At 71.8% G+C, this 16,180-nt stretch carries 13 protein-coding genes and 1 pseudogene; 8 read left to right on the top strand and 6 right to left on the bottom strand.

Translation table 11 applies throughout. The features are described from left to right. The first annotated feature begins 228 nt into the window (after positions 1-228). Together RM704_RS32955 and RM704_RS32950 are read left to right on the top strand one after the other, a co-directional pair. Positions 229-2,904 (top strand): helicase C-terminal domain-containing protein, encoded by a 2,676-nt coding sequence (locus RM704_RS32955; RefSeq protein WP_033525931.1) that lies wholly within the window; start codon positions 229-231, stop codon positions 2,902-2,904. Between the two features lie 207 nt (positions 2,905-3,111). Then, the gene (locus RM704_RS32950; RefSeq protein ID WP_033525932.1) at positions 3,112-3,297 is read left to right on the top strand and encodes a hypothetical protein; all 186 of its coding nucleotides are present in this window, start codon (positions 3,112-3,114) and stop codon (positions 3,295-3,297) included. On the opposite strand, the gene istB is transcribed toward RM704_RS32950, so the two are convergent. Next, the gene (gene istB, locus RM704_RS32945) at positions 3,281-4,693 is read right to left on the bottom strand and encodes an IS21-like element helper ATPase IstB (protein ID WP_033525933.1); all 1,413 of its coding nucleotides are present in this window, start codon (positions 4,691-4,693) and stop codon (positions 3,281-3,283) included. The genes RM704_RS32950 and istB overlap by 17 nt on opposite strands. A 176-nt stretch (positions 4,694-4,869) precedes the next feature. Here istB and RM704_RS32940 point away from each other — a divergent pair, with 176 nt between their 5' ends. After that, positions 4,870-6,519 (top strand): DNA repair helicase XPB, encoded by a 1,650-nt coding sequence (locus tag RM704_RS32940; RefSeq protein WP_033525934.1) that lies wholly within the window; start codon positions 4,870-4,872, stop codon positions 6,517-6,519. A 190-nt stretch (positions 6,520-6,709) separates the two neighbouring features. Here RM704_RS32940 and RM704_RS32935 read toward each other — a convergent pair whose 3' ends face one another. Further along, positions 6,710-6,907, bottom strand: coding sequence for a hypothetical protein (locus RM704_RS32935; protein WP_033525935.1), 198 nt, complete (start codon positions 6,905-6,907; stop codon positions 6,710-6,712). A 282-nt stretch (positions 6,908-7,189) separates the two neighbouring features. On the opposite strand from RM704_RS32935, the gene RM704_RS32930 reads away from it, so the two are divergent. Continuing rightward, a complete protein-coding gene (locus tag RM704_RS32930; protein ID WP_033525936.1) occupies positions 7,190-9,286 on the top strand; it encodes a HelD family protein in 2,097 nt (698 codons plus the stop codon). Here RM704_RS32930 and RM704_RS32925 read toward each other — a convergent pair. Both RM704_RS32925 and RM704_RS32920 read right to left on the bottom strand, forming a co-directional pair. Further along, entirely contained in the window at positions 9,283-9,924 is a 642-nt protein-coding gene (locus RM704_RS32925) for a dihydrofolate reductase family protein (RefSeq protein WP_033525937.1), read from the bottom strand. The genes RM704_RS32930 and RM704_RS32925 overlap by 4 nt on opposite strands. Positions 9,925-10,186: 262 nt before the next feature. Continuing rightward, positions 10,187-11,443, bottom strand: a complete 1,257-nt coding sequence (locus RM704_RS32920; protein ID WP_033525938.1) for a trypsin-like serine peptidase — start codon at positions 11,441-11,443, stop codon at positions 10,187-10,189. 314 nt (positions 11,444-11,757) lie between these two features. Between RM704_RS32920 and RM704_RS32915 the strand changes: the two genes are divergently transcribed. After that, entirely contained in the window at positions 11,758-12,543 is a 786-nt protein-coding gene (locus RM704_RS32915) for an NPP1 family protein (RefSeq protein ID WP_033525939.1), read from the top strand. Positions 12,544-12,556: 13 nt separating this feature from the next. On the opposite strand, the gene RM704_RS32910 is transcribed toward RM704_RS32915, so the two are convergent. After that, on the bottom strand, positions 12,557-13,072 hold the full coding sequence (locus tag RM704_RS32910; protein ID WP_033525940.1) for a RipA family octameric membrane protein: 516 nt from the start codon (positions 13,070-13,072) through the stop codon (positions 12,557-12,559). 130 nt (positions 13,073-13,202) lie between these two features. Here RM704_RS32910 and RM704_RS32905 point away from each other — a divergent pair, with 130 nt between their 5' ends. Next, positions 13,203-14,297, top strand: coding sequence for a hypothetical protein (locus tag RM704_RS32905; RefSeq protein WP_157856662.1), 1,095 nt, complete (start codon positions 13,203-13,205; stop codon positions 14,295-14,297). A gap of 43 nt (positions 14,298-14,340) precedes the next feature. Here the strand turns inward: RM704_RS32905 and RM704_RS32900 are convergent, their stop codons facing one another. Continuing rightward, on the bottom strand, positions 14,341-15,066 hold the full coding sequence (locus tag RM704_RS32900; protein ID WP_033525941.1) for a copper homeostasis protein CutC: 726 nt from the start codon (positions 15,064-15,066) through the stop codon (positions 14,341-14,343). 228 nt (positions 15,067-15,294) lie between these two features. Here RM704_RS32900 and RM704_RS32895 point away from each other — a divergent pair. Continuing rightward, positions 15,295-15,937: pseudogene (locus tag RM704_RS32895) on the top strand (Scr1 family TA system antitoxin-like transcriptional regulator). After that, positions 15,885-16,178, top strand: coding sequence for a DUF397 domain-containing protein (locus RM704_RS32890; RefSeq protein WP_033525942.1), 294 nt, complete (start codon positions 15,885-15,887; stop codon positions 16,176-16,178). Before RM704_RS32895 ends, RM704_RS32890 begins: the two are co-directional and overlap by 53 nt. Positions 16,179-16,180 lie beyond the last annotated feature (2 nt).

Here is a 16,180-nt window from a genome sequence, read left to right as displayed (position 1 = left end):
TTCCCGTGGGGGGCGCGGCGAGGGGAAGGGCGCAGCCCTTTCAGGGACTCAGCCCCGTCAGGGACCCAGCCCTGTCAGGGACTCAACCCTGTCAGGGGCGCGCGGCTGTGCCGGTCCGCGGCTCGGCCGCCGGGGCGCGAGGCCCCCACCGAACCCGCGGCCGCCCGAATGCACGCGCCCCCGGGCTCCTGGGGGCCCCGCTCCGGCGCAGCCGCTACCGTTGGCCGGATGAGCACCGAGGAGCAGTTCCCCACGGAGGCGGCGCCCGCCGGTGGAGCCCCCCGTTCCCTGGCGGAAGCCCTGCGCGGGCGGGACGACCGCTCGCTCGCCGTGCTGCTCCGGGCTCGGCCGGACCTCATCACACCCGTGCCCACCGACCTGACCCAGCTGGCGACCCGCGCCGGGACGCGCGCGTCGGTCGTACGGGCGCTGGAACGCCTGGACCGGTTCGCCCTGCAGACGGCGCAGGCCCTGGCCGTGGCGGCGGACCCGGCGTCGTACGACGAACTGGCCTCCCTGCTGGCCGGTGACGACGCGGACCCCGCCGTCACGGCCGCGCTGCCCCACGCCGTCGGCACCCTGCGCGACCAGGCCCTCGTGTGGGGCCCCGACGACCGGCTCCGCCTCGTCCGCACGGCCCGGGAACTGCTCGCGCCCTCGCCGCAGCACCCCTCGCCCACCGGTCTCGGGCCGACCGTCGCGGAGGCCACGGCGGGCATGTCGCCGGGGCGGGTCCAGGAGATCGTCGCGGCGGTGGGTCTGCCGAGCACCCATGACTCGGTCTCGGCGGTCACCTCCCTCGCCGCGCTCTTCACCGACCGCCGCCGCATGGCCGGCCTCCTCGCCGCCGCGCCCGCCGAGTCGCTCGACGTCCTGACCCGGCTGGTGTGGGGGCCGCCGTACGGCCAGGTCACCGCCAACCCGGCGCCCCATCTGCGCTGGCTGCTGGACCGGGGACTGCTGCTGCCGACCGCCCCCGGCACGGTCGTCATCCCCCGCGAGGTCGCCCTGCATCTGCGGTCGGGCCGGGCGCACCGGGAGGTCCAGCCGGTGCCGCCGCCGGTCGAGGCGTCGGGCACACACCGTCCACAGGTTGTGGACGCGACGGCGGCCGGGCAGGCGTACACCGCGCTGGCGACCGTGGAGGAGCTGCTGAAGGACTGGGACGAGGGCGGTCCCGGCGTCCTGCGCGCGGGCGGGCTGAGCGTGCGGGACCTGAAACGGACCGCGGTGGCCCTCGACCTGCCCGAGCCGGTCGCCGCCTTCTGGGTCGAACTCGCCTACGCCGCCGGGCTGTTGGCCTCCGACGGGGAGGCGGACGAGCGGTACGCCGCGACGCCCGCGTACGACGAGTGGCTGGAGCTGCCCGCCGCCGAGCGCTGGGCGCGGCTCGCCACGGCCTGGCTGACGGCGACCCGTACGCCGGGCGTGATCGGGGAACGGGACGCCAAGGACCGTACGTTGTCGGCGCTGGGCCCGGGGCTGGACCGGTCGGCCGCGCCCGAGGTGCGTCACCGGGTCCTCGCCCTGCTCGCCGGGCTCCCCGAGGGCACCTCGGCCACCCCCGACTCCGTCCTCGCCCGCCTGCACTGGGAACGCCCCACGCGCGGCGGCCAGCAGTCCCACCAGGCCCCCGCGCAGCCGTCTCAGTCCCAGTCGCCTTCATCGGCCCCCTCGTCCCCCTCTGCCCCGTCGTCCCAGCAACCGGCCGCCCGGTCGCGCCAGGGCGAGGACCTGCGGGCCCGGATCGCCCGGTGGACCCTCTCCGAGGCCGAGTCGCTCGGGGTCACCGGGCGTGGTGCGCTGTCCTCGCACGGTCGCGCCCTCCTCGGGCTCGCCCATGAGGCCCCTGCCACGGCCGAGCTGCCGGAGACCCCCGGCGACAAGCTCCCCGCCCACCATGTGCCCCTGCCCGACCGTCCGGCGTCGTCCGCCGACCCCGTCGCCGAGCAGGCGGCGGCCGCCGCCCGGGCCGCCCGGCTGCTCGCGCCGCTGCTCCCCGAGCCGCTGGACCACGTCCTGCTGCAGGCGGACCTGACGGCCGTCGCGCCGGGCCCGCTGCGACGTCCGCTGGCCGACACGCTGGGTGTGCTGGCGGACGTGGAGTCGAAGGGTGGCGCGACGGTGTACCGGTTCACGCCGGGGTCCGTGCGCCGGGCCCTGGACGCGGGCCGCAGCGCCTCCGACCTGCACGACTTCCTGACCGCGCACTCCCGTACGCCGGTCCCGCAGCCGCTCGCGTATCTGATCGACGACGTGGCGCGCCGCCACGGCCATCTGCGGATCGGCGCGGCGTCGGCGTACGTCCGCTGCGACGACGACGCGATGCTCAGCGAGATCCTGGCCGACAAGCGGTCGCAGGGGCTCGGGCTGCGCAGGCTCGCGCCGACCGTGCTCGCCGCCCAGGCCGACCCGGCGACGCTCCTCGACGGGCTGCGGGCGATGGGGTACGCACCGGCCGCCGAGTCGGCGGAGGGCGACGTGCTGATCACCCGGGCGCTCGCCCACCGCACCCCGCCGCGGACGGCACCGGATCCCGTCCCGGACGGCCCTCCGGCCCCGGACGACACCCTGCTGGGCGCCGCGATCCGTGCCATCCGCGCCGGTGACCTCGCCTCCACCACGCCCCGCCGGACGTCCGGCGGGGCGGCCACCCCACCGGGCGCCCTGCCGCGCACCGGCTCCGCCGAGACCCTCGCGACGATGCAGGCCGCCGTCCTCACCGGCGAGGCCCTCTGGATCGGCTACGTCAACGCCGAGGGCTCCGCAAGCCAGCGCGTCATCGCCCCGGTCCGTGTCGAGGGCGGCTTCGTGACGGCGTACGACCACACGGCGGACGAGGTCCGCACCTTCCCGCTCCACCGGATCACGGGCGTCGCGGAACTGGCGGACGACGCGACCTGACCCGCCGGTTCCGGGGGACGCCGTCGATCAAGCCACCTCCCGGAGATCACCCGTTCGGGCGTACGCCCGCTTTCATGCAGGCCACGCCCGGTTTTCCCCCTCATGGGCGAGCGCGGATCGCCCGGCGCATCCTCTCCCGGAACGCTGGGCAGCCACCCTGTCTCCGATCGAGATCGACTCCTGCGCTCGAAAGGCCCACACATACGCATGCGCCCGCTCGCCACGCTCGTCTCCGCCTCCGCCGTCGCCGCCGTCACCGTCGCCCTGATGGGCGCACTCGCCGCCCCGGCCGCCGCGAACCCACCCCTGCCCCTCCCCGAACTCGGCACCCTCGTCGGCGAGGGCATCGGCGTGGAGGGGCCGCTGATCCAGAACGTCAGCCTGCTGAAGTAGCCCGGCGCAGCCGGTAGCTGTCCCCTTCGAGGAGGACGATCTCGGCGTGGTGCGCGAGGCGGTCGACCATCGCCGCCGCGGCCCCGCCGAAGATCTCCTCCCAGCGGCCGAGCGGCCGGTCACTGGTCACGACCAGGGAGGCCCGCTCGTAGCGGTGCGCGATCAGCTGGAAGAAGAGCCGGGCGGTGTCCGTGTCGAAGGGGAGGTAGCCGACCTCGTCGACGATCAGCAGGGGGCAGGCGTCGAGTGCGGACAGTTCCTGGGCGAGCCTGCCCTCGGCCCGTGCCGCGGCCAGTCTGGCGGCCCACTCCGTAGCCGTCGCGAACAGCACTCGGTGGCCGGCCTGGCAGGCCCGTACGCCGAGCCCGATCGCGAGATGGGTCTTGCCGGTGCCGGGGGCGCCGACGAACACCACGTTCCGCCCGGTGTCCACGAAGTCCAGCGTGCCCAGCCGGGTCAGCACCCGCCGGTCGAAGGAGCGCGGGTGCTCCTCGTCGAACTCCTCCAGCAGCTTGCGCGCCGGGAACCCGGCCGCCCGCACCCGCCCCTCGACCCCGGTCCCGAGGCCCGTCTCGACCACCAGCCGCGTCCCGCCCCGCGCGAAGCGGGTCTCGTGCCTCTCGCGGGTCTCGTGCCTGTCGTGCCTCTCGCGGCTGTCGTACCTCTCGCGGTTCTCGTACGAGGTGGCCTGGGCCGGGATCGGCAGCGGCGCCCGGAACACCACAGGGGCGGCGGCCACCGTCGGCTCGCTCCGTTCCGTCGGTTCGGCCGGACCGCGCGGGCCCCTCGGTGGCTTCGGGTCGTCGGACGGGTCGTGGTGGGAGCCGTGGCCCTTGTCCTCGCGCAGCATCGGCCCCGACATGTAGGCCAGCAGGACCGCCGAGGCGATGAAGGCCATGTGGATCACCGTGCCCCACAGCAGCGCGTGGTGGGAGGTGTGGTGGACGTCCACGAACATCTGGAGCAGATGCACCGAGGAGATGCCCACGATGGCGGTCGCGAGCTTGACCTTCAGTACGTTGGAATTGACGTGCGAGAGCCATTCCGGCTGGTCACGGTGGCCCTGGAGGCCGATGCGGGAGACGAAGGTCTCATAGCCGCCGACGATCGTCATGATCAGCAAGTTGGCGATCATGACGACGTCGACCAGTTTGAGCACCGCGAGCATCACATAGGTCTCGGTGGCGCTCCCGCTCACGCACCGCACGATTAACGTCCACAGCTCGTTGAAGAACTTGTAGACGTACACGCCCTGCGCCGCCACCAGACCGAAGTACAGCGGCGCCTGGAGCCAGCGGGTGGCGAACAGGGCGTAGCCGAGCGTGGTGCCCTGCGGGGAGACGGACGGAGTGACCGGGTCGGCGTCGGCCGGGGTGGGTGGGTGCACGGTTCGCATTCTTGGGAACCGTGGCCGCAAATCTGAATTCCAGCCACTCATCGGAATGAATAGACATCCAATAGGACCGGCGGTGACGGTGGTGGTGGGGGAAGGAGTTTCGCACGGCCGGACGCCCCGCGGATCCCCGACGATCAGGCACACTGGACGTTTGGCCGAATCGAAAGGTGTCACGCGTGAACGGTCCCGGTCCCCTCATCGTCCAGTCCGACAAAACGCTGCTCCTGGAGGTCGACCACGAGCAGGCGGACGAGTGCCGTCGGGCCATCGCGCCCTTCGCCGAGCTGGAGCGGGCGCCGGAGCACATCCACACCTACCGGGTGACGCCGCTCGGGCTGTGGAACGCGCGCGCCGCCGGCCACGACGCCGAGCAGGTCGTCGACGCGCTGGTGCAGTACAGCCGCTACCCGGTGCCGCACGCGCTGCTCGTGGACGTCGCCGAGACGATGGACCGCTACGGCCGGCTCACGCTCTCCAAGCACCCGACCCACGGTCTCGTCCTGACCACCACCGACCGGCCGGTGCTGGAGGAGATCCTGCGGTCGAAGAAGGTCGCTCCGCTCATCGGGGCGCGGATCGACCCCGACACCGTCGCCGTGCACCCCTCCGAGCGCGGGCAGATCAAGCAGACCCTGCTGAAGCTGGGCTGGCCCGCCGAGGACCTCGCCGGGTACGTGGACGGTGAGGCGCACCCGATCGAGCTGGCCGAGGACGGCTGGGCGCTGCGTCCCTACCAGAAGCAGGCGGTGGAGAACTTCTGGCACGGCGGCAGCGGGGTCGTCGTACTGCCCTGTGGCGCCGGAAAGACCCTCGTCGGCGCCGGGTCCATGGCCCAGGCCAAGTCGACCACCCTCATCCTCGTCACCAACACCGTCTCCGCGCGGCAGTGGAAGCACGAGTTGGTGAAGCGGACGTCGCTGACCGAGGAGGAGATCGGCGAGTACAGCGGGACGCGCAAGGAGATCCGCCCCGTCACCATCGCCACCTATCAGGTGCTGACGACCCGGCGGAAGGGCGTCTATCCGCACCTGGAGCTCTTCGACTCCCGTGACTGGGGCCTCATCGTCTACGACGAGGTGCACCTGCTGCCCGCGCCGGTCTTCAAGTTCACCGCCGACCTCCAGGCCCGTCGGCGGCTGGGGCTGACGGCGACGCTGGTCCGGGAGGACGGGCGCGAGTCGGACGTGTTCTCCCTCATCGGGCCCAAGCGGTTCGACGCGCCCTGGAAGGAGATCGAGGCGCAGGGCTACATCGCGCCCGCCGACTGCGTCGAGGTCCGGGTGAACCTGACCGACTCCGAGCGGCTCGCCTACGCCACCGCCGAGCAGGAGGAGAAGTACCGCTTCTGTTCCACCACCGCGACCAAGCGGAAGGTGGCCGAGGCGATCGTCCGCCGCTTCGCCGGTCAGCAGATCCTCGTCATCGGGCAGTACATCGATCAGCTCGACGAACTGGGCGCCCATCTGGACGCGCCCGTGATCAAGGGCGAGACCAGCAACGCCCAGCGCGAGAAGCTCTTCGAAGCGTTCCGGCAGGGCGAGATCAACGTCCTGGTGGTGTCGAAGGTCGCGAACTTCTCCATCGACCTGCCGGAGGCCACGGTCGCCATCCAGGTCTCCGGCACCTTCGGCTCCCGTCAGGAGGAGGCCCAGCGCCTCGGTCGCGTCCTGCGTCCCAAGGCCGACGGCCACAAGGCCCACTTCTACTCCGTGGTCGCCCGCGACACCATCGACCAGGACTTCGCCGCCCACCGCCAGCGCTTCCTCGCCGAACAGGGCTACGCCTACCGGATCATGGACGCGGACGAGCTGCTGGCGGAGGGCTGAGTCCACAACCGGTGACCGGTGACCGGTGACCGTTCTCGGTCACCGGTCCCGGGCAGGGGCGCCGAGGACGGAGGCCGCCTTGAGTGCGGGCAGCGGGAACCACGTCGTCGGGCCCTGGAGGCGGGCGGTGAACGGCGGTTGAGGCGTTGAAGCAGGGGTGATCGGCGGGCCACGCGTGAGGGGCCGGAGTTCACCGGCGGCGTACGCCCGCTTCCTCCGCGTACTCGCCGAGGATGACCACGCCGAACGCGGTGCTCGCGAAGACCTTGACGGCGCGCAGGGCGTCGGCGAGGCGGTGACGGTTGTGGTGGTCGTCGAGGCCGGTCGCGCCGGGCGGCGGACCGGGTCGGCCGGAGGCCGATGCTGGGATGAAGGTCGCTGCACTCATGTCTCCATGGTGGAACGTCCGCCTCTGGATTGCGTCGGTCTGCGGAGTGAGTGCGCCGGGCCCTCTACTCCCTCTCAGGTTCAGCCCACCCCTAGTACCGGCGGTGTACGGACCCCCTAGGGGTACGGCGGAGAAATCCGTTGGCATCCTCCCGCGCACCTCACCTAAACTCTCCGCTCTTGCCCGCCTCCCGTCCGTGGAGCGCCACCGCCCGGACGGAAACCGGTCGGTCACCGCCGTCAGGCGTACCCCCAGCTCCCGCAGGCCCCCGGAGGCACCCCCTTGTCCGCGCAGCCCACCGCCGACCCCGCCGGCCCCGCCGCCCCCACCGACCCGCTCTCCCGTGAGCGCTCCCATCTCGCCGCCTCCCGTGCCGCGCTGCGGGCCATGCGGGAGGACGTGGAGGCGCTGGACATCAAGGACGTCACCGCGAACTGGGTGAACGCGGAGGTGCTGTCCCGCCAGATCGAGGAGCGGATCAAGGCCCTCGCGGACCTCAGCCACACCCCCCTCTTCTTCGGCCGGCTCGACTACCTCCACGCCCCCGGCGCGGACCGGGCGGAGGGCGCGGAGGGGGAGCGCCCGCGGCCGGAGGCCGCTTATCAGACACTGCACATCGGGCGCCGACATGTGCACGACGCGGACGGCGACCCGATGGTCATCGACTGGCGCGCCCCCGTGTCGCAGCCCTTCTACCGGGCGTCCAGGACCGACCCCATGGACGTGGGGCTGCGGCGCCGCTTCGGGTACACCGGCGGTGACCTCACCGCGTACGAGGACGAGCACCTCACCGACCCCGCCGAGGCGGCCACCACCAGCAAGCTGCTGCAGCAGGAGATCGAGCGGCCGCGTGTCGGCCCGATGCGGGACATCGTGGCGACGATCCAGCCGGAGCAGGACGAGATCGTCCGCTCCGACCTCGCCGGCTCCCTCTGCGTCCAGGGCGGCCCCGGCACGGGGAAGACCGCCGTCGGCCTGCACCGGGTCGCCTACCTCCTGTACGCCCACCGCGAGCGCCTGTCCCGCACCGGCACCCTCGTCATCGGGCCGAACCGCTCCTTCCTCCACTACATCGAGCAGGTGCTGCCCGCGCTGGGCGAGTTGGAGGTCAAGCAGGCGACCGTCGACGACCTCGTCGCCCACGTCGAGGTGCGGGGCACGGACGACGCGGCGGCGGCCGTCGTGAAGGGCGACGCCCGGATGGCCGAGGTGCTCCGGCGGGCCGTACGGTCGCACGTCACGCTGCCCACCGAGCCGGTCGTGGTCGTCCGGGGGTCGCGTCGCTGGCGCGTACCGGCGTACGAACTCGAAGACATCGTGCGGGAGTTGCTGGACCGGGACATTCGCTACGGGGCCGCCCGCGACGCCCTGCCGCAGCGGATCGCGCACGCCGTGCTGGTGCAGATGGAGCGCTCCGGTGAGGCGCCCGACGACCGCGTGCAGGACGCGGTGGCCCGCAACGCGGCCGTGAAGGCGGCCGTCAAGGCGATCTGGCCGCCCGTCGAGCCGGCGAAGCTCGTCATGCGTCTCCTCTCCGACGCGGACTTCCTCGCCGAGCACGCGGACGGGATCCTGACCGAGGAGGAGCGGAAGACGATCCTGTGGGCGAAGCCGGCGCGGAGCGTGAAGTCGGTGAAGTGGTCGGCGGCCGACGCCGTGCTGATCGACGAGGCCACCGACCTCGTGCAGCGGACGCACTCGCTGGGGCACGTGGTCCTCGACGAGGCGCAGGACCTCTCCCCCATGCAGTACCGGGCGGTGGGCCGCCGCTGCACCACCGGTTCCGCGACGGTCCTCGGTGACCTCGCGCAGGGCACGACCCCGTGGGCGACGCGGAGTTGGCAGGAGGCGCTGGCGCACCTGGGCAAGGCGGAGGCCCACGTGGAGGAGCTGACGGCCGGTTTCCGCGTCCCGACCGACGTCATCGCCTACGCCTCCCGGCTCCTGCCGCACATCGCGCCCGGTCTGACGCCGGTCGCGTCCGTCCGGGAGAACCCGGGCTTCTTCGAGGTACGGCAGAGCGCCGACGACTCCCGGGTGGTCGCCGCCTGCGAGGAGTTGCTCCGCAACGAGGGGTCGGTGGGGCTCATCGCCGCCGACGCCCGGGTGCCCGCGCTCGCCGAGGCGCTCGCGGCGGCCGGGATCGGCCATCTCGCGCCGGGCGAGGAGACCACGCACGTCACGCGCCTCACCCTCGTACCGGCGTCGCTCGCCAAGGGTCTGGAGTACGACTACGTGGTGTTGGACGAGCCGCGCGCGATCGTCGACGGCGAGCCCGACGAACGGACCGGCCTGCGCCGCCTCTACGTGACCCTCACCCGGGCGGTGTCGGGACTGATCGTCACCCACGCGGCCCCGCTGCCGCCGGAGCTCGGCTAGCGTCGGCTGAACGTCAGGTGCGTGACCCCGCTGGGCGAGGAGACGGCCTCGACCTCGTAGTCCTTCTCCAGACCCTCCAGCCCGTCCCAGAGGCGTTCGCCCCGGCCGAGCAGGAGGGGGGCCACCACGACGTGCATGTGGTCGATGAGCCCGGCGGCGAAGAAGTCCCGGACCACGGTGACCCCACCGCCGATGCGTACGTCCTGGCCGCCCGCGGCCTCGCGGGCGGCCTCCAGCGCCTCGGCGGGTGAGGCGTCGAGGAAGTGGAAGGTCGTGCCGCCCTCCATCTCGATCGACGGCCGGGGGTGGTGGGTCAGGACGAAGGTCGGGGTGTGGAAGGGCGGGTTGGGCCCCCACCACCCCTTCCACTCCGGGTCCTCGTCCCATCCGGGGTAGCCGAACTTCCCGGCGCCCATGATCTCGGCCCCGACCCCGGGTTGGAACTTCCGTGCGAAGGCGTCGTCGAGGCCGGCGGTCCCGCCGGACCCGCCGGTCGCCTCCTTCCACCACCGGGTGGCGAACATCCACTCGTGCAACCGCTCACCGGCGTGGCCGAACGGCTCGTCGCGGCTCAGGCCCTCACCGGTGCCGAAGCCGTCGAGCGAGATGGAGAAGTTGTGGACACGAACGAGTGACATGGCTGGTGACTCCCTTTCAACCACTGGTCGGGTTCGCCGGCCGGGCCTGCCAACCTGTCGGCTCGGCCAGCCCGGCAAGTCCGGTCGGCCCGGTCATGAGGGAGATGATGGCCGCCCGGACACGCCTCGCCCACTCCCGCGACGTCACGTCCGGCGGCGGGCGACCGACGGCCACCCGGATGGGCGTCACCGGACGTGCTCGCCGTGCGAGACGGCCCCCGGCGACCGAGGTCACCGGGGGCCGCTCGGGCGGGTGTTCCGCCTACTTGAACTTGTTGCTGGTCGCCAGGTAGACCTGCTTGGCGTTCTTGCCGAGCCGGGGCCCGGTGATGAACGTCGAGCGGTCGCTGAGGGAGTTGTTGGAGACCAGGTAGGTGCGGCCCTTGTGGGACATGAACCAGGGGCCGCCGGAGGCGCCGCCGTTCATGGTGCAGCCGACCATGTACTGGGCCGGGTAGTCGCTCGGGTAGCCGTAGCCGAGGACGAAGCGCTTGGTGGCGCCCTGGCAGTGGTACATCTTCGAGCCGTCGTACGGGGCCTCGGCCGGGTAGCCGCGCACCTTCATGTTCTTGACCTTGTTGGCGGCGGGGGCGTTGAACCACACCGGCAGGGCCGAACCGAGGCGCTCCTCCAGGGACTTGGCGCCCTTCTCCGGCTTCACGTGCAGTACCGCGTAGTCGTAGGCGGCGGCCACGGTGCCCTTGCTCGCGGCACCGCCCTTGATCCAGGTGCCGGAGGTGGTGGCCCAGTCGGCCCAGGCGACGCCGTACGGGGAGACGTTGCCGGCGCGGTAGTTGGCCGACGCCTGGCCGATGTTCAGCTTGCCCGTGTTGTTGAAGGACGGGACGAAGGCGATGTTGCGGTACCAGCCGCCGCCCTTGCCCGCGTGCACACAGTGCCCGGCGGTCCACACGAGGTTGGACTTGCCCGGGTGCGCCGGGTCCTTCACGACGGCGGCGGAGCAGACGCTCGACCCCTGGGGCGTGGTGAAGAAGAGCTTGCCGACCGGGGGCGCGTACTTGTGGTAGGTCGCCTTGACCCTACTGGCCTGCTGCTTCTTGACCTTGCCGTCGGGCAGCCAGACCTGGGTGGTCTTGCTCGAACCGGTGGCGGTGTTGCCCGCCTCGGCGATCGCGGGCAGGTCCGGCAGGTTCTCCTCGGCCTCGGCGATGCGCTCCGGCGTCCAGAAGTTCTCGATGTACGGGTTGGCGAAGTCCTCCGCCTTGGAGGCCCAGTCGCTGCTGAAGTCCTGCCAGCCACCGTCCTTCCACTTCCGCAGCGCGTCACCGTCGAGCTCGGTGGGCACGCCCTCCGGGAGCTTGAAGCCGCCGACGGTCGTGTCACCGCCGCTCTCGTTCTCGCCGGTGTCGATGTTGTCGCCCGCGTCCGCCTGGGCGGTGGTGGAGTCGGAGGCCTTGGCCCCGCTCTCCTCGGTCTTGCTGCAGGCGGTGGTAGTGACCATGACCGCGGCGATCACGGCGGCAGCGGCCGTGAGGCCGCGGCGGCGTATGAATGGCATGGAGCCCGTCCCCGTGTGATGAAACTTGTCATGCCCCCGCTTGTCTGGGGCGGAGACCACTATGCCCGCGCGTGAGCGCTCGATGATCGTCCGGGCGCCCTTCGCGGCGACTTCGCACACAACAACTACGTGGCGGATATCTACCTGTGATGTGGCGGGTCCGTATCCATCGGTCGCGACGGATCCAACTCACGGGTTCCTCACCATGATTGATTCGTCATCACTCCGACACCTCCGGACCCTTGTGCACTACCCGCGAGTAGCGTCAATCTGACCTGCGCATGCCATCCCCCGGCGGGCCTCAGGAGGTCGCAGTGAAGACAGGTTCGCGCACCCGCACTTCGCGTCGTTTCCGCAGATCCGCCGTGGTGCTCGGCGCCACCGTCACGCTGGTGGTCGGCGTCGCCGGCAGTGCGTACGCGGCTCCGCCCGCCGCACTGCCCGCCAACGCGGAGACGTTGGAGAAGACGTGGCAGCCGGCGTACGACTACGACACGGACGGCTGTTACTCGACTCCCGCGATCGGTCCGACGGGCACGGTCAACGGCGGCCTGAAGCCCACCGGTTCACTGAACGGCAACTGCCGCGACCAGTCCGACCTGGACAACACCAACGGCTACTCGCGCTACAAGTGCGACAACGGCTGGTGCGCGATCATGTACGACCTCTACTTCGAGAAGGACCAGGCGCTCGCGGGCAGCAGCATCGGCGGCCACCGGCACGACTGGGAGCACGTCGTGGTCTGGGTGCAGAACGGCACGGCCCAGTACGTCTCGACCTCCAACCACGGCGGCTTCACCGTGCACGCCGCGTCCTCGGTGCGCTGGGACGGCACCCACCCGAAGATCGTCTACCACAAGGACGGCATCCGGACGCACTGCTTCCGCCTCGCGGGCTCGAACGACGAGCCGCCGGAGAACCACGAGGGCACCTGGCAGTACCCGCCACTCGTCGGCTGGAACGGCTACCCGGCCGGCATCCGCGACATCCTCGTCTCCTACGACTTCGGCAGCGCCAACTTCGGCCTCAAGGACGGAAGTTTCGCCTCGAACCTCACGAAGGCCATGCCGTCGGGGATCTCCTTCGACCCGAACGCCTGACGGCGGGGCGGGGCTACGGCGCCCACGCCAGCGCGAGGAACCCCACCAGGTAGGCGGCCACGAACAGGGGCGGCACCCACTGTTCCAGCCGGGTCAGCGGCACATACCGGCGCCAGTCCTCGCCCTCCCCCAGCTCGGTCCATTCGGCGCGTGAGTAGGCGTAGGCGGGCAGCCGCTTCTCGAACGCGCCGATGACCGCCCACTTCGCGGTGTTCAGCTGGCGGTAGGAACGGACCATCAGGTACCAGGCCGCACACTGCCCGACGAGGATCAGCAGACCGGCGAGGAGCAGCCACACCGACACCCGGCCAGGACGCGGTCCCAGCCCGCCGACCATGGCCGTGGCGATGGCGCTGTTGAGCGACAGGAAGAAGGTGTTGGCAGCGCCTCGCCGGGCGCTGACGCGGTCGGCCGTCTCCACACAGAGCTTGTACTGCTCGAAGAGCACGCCCAGATAAGGGGTGTTGGCGGGCGTGTAGCTGTCGGGGGCGACGTCTGCGTTCCACAGGGAGTGGTGGAGGTCTGCCATCCGCCCATCATGTCCGCCGCGCCGGATCCCCACCGGTACGGGCCGTCGCGTGCCACGAAAGAGCGAATCCGGCTCCGTGATCTCGCTGTTCGATTGCGCGGCGCGACCGGCCTCGGATCTGTTGTTCCGCATGACTGATCACACTCCCTTCGGAACACCTCGCCGACGCCAGCGCCCCCTGCTCGGCTGCGCGTTGCGGCTCGTGGGCCTGGCGGGGACGGTCTGGGGCGGGCTGATGGTGATCCTGGCCGCCAAACGGGTCCACACCGTCTTCATCCCGGTCGACGGCATCGGGCCCATGATGCAGAACGTGGCGGTCGTCGCGGGCATCGGCCTCTGGGGTGCGCTGTCGCTGGTGGTCGGGCTGCGTATGCGGCGGCACGGGCGGCGCCATCACGTCCGGGTGGTCAGGACGATGGAGGAGGCCCGGCGGGAGCCGTACGTCCTCTACCTGCGCCCCTTCGCCGAGGATGCCACCGGCACCCTGATGCGGCACGCGTTCAGCCGTTGGATGGGGGTGGGCGGCTCGCTCGTGAGCGGCAGTTCGCTCACCCTGGAGGAGGGTGTGTGCCGGACGTTCAGCGCCTTCGGCCGTCCGCTCGCCGTGGGGGAACCCGACGAGGCGCTCCCCCTCGCCGGCTCCCGCCGCCTCTACCTCCCCCTCCACGACTGGCAGCCCACCGTCACCTCCCTCATCACCGACGCCCGCCTGGTGCTGCTGGTGGCCGGCACCAGCCAGGGCACCCTGTGGGAACTGACCGAGGTGATGCGGCTGCGCCGCCCCGAGTCCGTACTGGTCCTCATCTACGGCGACCGGGAGACGGACGACGTCCGGCAGGAGTACGACGACTTCCGGGAGGCGGCCGAGTGTGAACTGGCCGCGCGCGCCGAGGAGTTGCGGCAGGTCCACGGGCCGGACTGGCAGCCGCCCCGCTTCCCGCCCCTGCCCGGGTTCCACGACCCCGACCGCCTGAGGTGGACCACGCTCCTGCGGGCCGTCATCCGCTTCCGCTCCGACTGGACCCCGGAGATCGTGCTCCTGGACCCCTCGGCCGTCGACGCCTGGACCCACGAGGGACGCGTCCGCAAGATGACCCGCACCCAGCTGCTCCCCCTGCTGACCCGGTTGCACGACGACCTGAACGGCATCGAGGTCGAAGAAGAACCCGCCGTCGACGCGGACCGGGTGGCGGCGCTCCCGGTGCCCCCGACTGACCCGCGCTGACCCGGACAGACCACCGAGGAGCCCACGGCCCCGGCGCGCGGCGTCAGTCGCCCCGGGGTCTCACTCCCGCGCGGGCGACGCGGGCGTCCAGGGCCTCGCGCCAGTCCCGTACGGCCTCGGCGGCGACCGGCGCGGTCCAGCCGTTCGGGCGGGCCGCGCCGCCGATGTGGAACGCGTCGACGCGGGCGGCGCGCAGACGGGGGATGTGGTCGAGGCGGAGGCCGCCGCCGATCATGAGGCGTTGCGTGTAGCCGGGGTCCCCGCGTCTCGCGGCCTCCGCCAGCAGCACCGGCAGACCGTCGTCCACCCCCTGCGCCGACCCCGCCGTCAGATACGTGTCCAGCCCCGGCAGGTCCGCGAGCTGCTTGCGCAGGGCGTCCCGGTCGGCGGCACGGTCGATCGCCCGGTGGAACGTCCACGAGCGCCCGTCCAGCTCGGCGACCACCCGCTCCACGGCGTCCAGATCCGGCCCGCCGTCCTCCCCGAGGAACCCGAGCACGAACTCCTCGGCCCCGGCCGCCCGCAGGTCGCACGCGACCCGCACCAACGCGTCCACCCGCCCCGCCGCGAACCCGTCCGCCAGCCGCAGCATGACCCGTACGGGGATGTCGACCGCGGCCTGCACCTCCACGAACGTCGCGACCGTCGGGGTGAGCCCGTCGGCCGCCATGTCCGCCACCAGCTCCAGCCGGTCGGCACCTCCGGCCTGGGCGGCGACGGCGTCTTCGGCGTCGAGGGCGATCACCTCCAGAAGCGCGCGCGTGGTCATGGGGCCCCTTCCCTCGGGCTGCACGTGACGACAACAGGTCTAGTCCAATTGAGGTCCAATTTAACAACAACCCGGACTGTTGGACATGGCCGTCACCGTTCGCAGGCGTCCGACCACCCTCCGCATCTACCCTCGAATCGGCGCGCGACAACAAGACCGTCCGCCCGAGAGGGAGTTGCCCGATGCCGAAGGCCCAGGACCATCGACCCGTCCCAGTCCACGCGCGCGATGTACGGCGCGGAATGCGCCACCGGCGCGAACGGGCGGGCATGTCCCAGGAGGAGCTGGGGGCCGCGCTGTTCATCACCGGAGCGCATGTCGGGATGCTTGAGGTCGGGACGCGCAGGATGCAGCCCGTTCGCGAAGATGGCGGACGAGGTGCTGGGCGCGGACGGGTTCTTCACGCGGAACCTGGAGGCGGCGAGGAGGTCGCCCTACGAGCACCACTTCGCCGACGTGGTGGAGTTCGAGGGCCTGGCCCACACGATCAAGGACTGGGCGGTGCTGGACGAGATGGTCGTACGCCGCCCGGTGGGCGGCCCGGCGGTCATGGCGGAGCAACTCCGGCACATCGCGGCGATGATGCGGCGCCGCCAACTCATCGTCCGCGAACGCCGGAACGGGAGGCATCTTCAAGCTGATGGCCTTCAACGACGAGCCCCCCATGGTGTACACCCAGGCGGCCGAAACCGGCCGCCTGTTCGATGAGCCCACTGTGGTGACCCGCTTCACGCTGACCTACGATCCGCTTGGGGGTGCGGCGCTGTCGCCTGGCGCGTCCCTCGCCCTGATCGAGCAGGCGGCCGAGGAGTACGAGGATGCACACCGCACTCGACCTGAGGACCGCGACGTGGCGCAAGAGCAGCTATAGCGGGGGCACCAGCGCGGAATGCGTCGAAGTCGGCGGCGACTTCATCGGCGCCGCGCTCTCCTGGCGCAAGTCCAGCCACAGCGCAGGCACCTCCGACGAGTGCGTCGAGGTCGCCGACGACCTCCCCGGCCTCGTCCCGGTCCGCGACAGCAAGAACCCCACCGGCGATGTGCTCGTGTTCCAGGCCGCCGCCTGGTCGTCTTTCGTGGCGGCGGCCCGGGAGATCCGCGTGGCTCAGTAAAG

The sequence above is a fragment of the Streptomyces gottesmaniae genome (genome assembly GCF_031845845.1).
Lineage (GTDB): Bacteria > Actinomycetota > Actinomycetes > Streptomycetales > Streptomycetaceae > Streptomyces > Streptomyces akebiae.
Note: the sequence above shows the minus strand (reverse complement) of the source record. Positions and strands in the feature narration are given on the sequence as shown.

Bases quoted from the DNA above. Each gene is read 5' to 3' on its own strand.
- RM704_RS32950 (WP_033525932.1), top strand. From the start codon at position 3,112: ATGCGCCCGCTCGCCACGCTCGTCTCCGCCTCCGCCGTCGCCGCCGTC.
- RM704_RS32890 (WP_033525942.1), top strand. From the start codon at position 15,885: ATGCACACCGCACTCGACCTGAGGACCGCGACGTGGCGCAAGAGCAGC.
- RM704_RS32925 (WP_033525937.1), bottom strand. From the start codon at position 9,924: ATGTCACTCGTTCGTGTCCACAACTTCTCCATCTCGCTCGACGGCTTC.
- RM704_RS32920 (WP_033525938.1), bottom strand. From the start codon at position 11,443: ATGCCATTCATACGCCGCCGCGGCCTCACGGCCGCTGCCGCCGTGATC.
- RM704_RS32910 (WP_033525940.1), bottom strand. From the start codon at position 13,072: ATGGCAGACCTCCACCACTCCCTGTGGAACGCAGACGTCGCCCCCGAC.
- RM704_RS32905 (WP_157856662.1), top strand. From the start codon at position 13,203: ATGACTGATCACACTCCCTTCGGAACACCTCGCCGACGCCAGCGCCCC.
- RM704_RS32955 (WP_033525931.1), top strand. From the start codon at position 229: ATGAGCACCGAGGAGCAGTTCCCCACGGAGGCGGCGCCCGCCGGTGGA.
- istB (WP_033525933.1), bottom strand. From the start codon at position 4,693: ATGCGAACCGTGCACCCACCCACCCCGGCCGACGCCGACCCGGTCACT.
- RM704_RS32935 (WP_033525935.1), bottom strand. From the start codon at position 6,907: ATGAGTGCAGCGACCTTCATCCCAGCATCGGCCTCCGGCCGACCCGGT.
- RM704_RS32900 (WP_033525941.1), bottom strand. From the start codon at position 15,066: ATGACCACGCGCGCGCTTCTGGAGGTGATCGCCCTCGACGCCGAAGAC.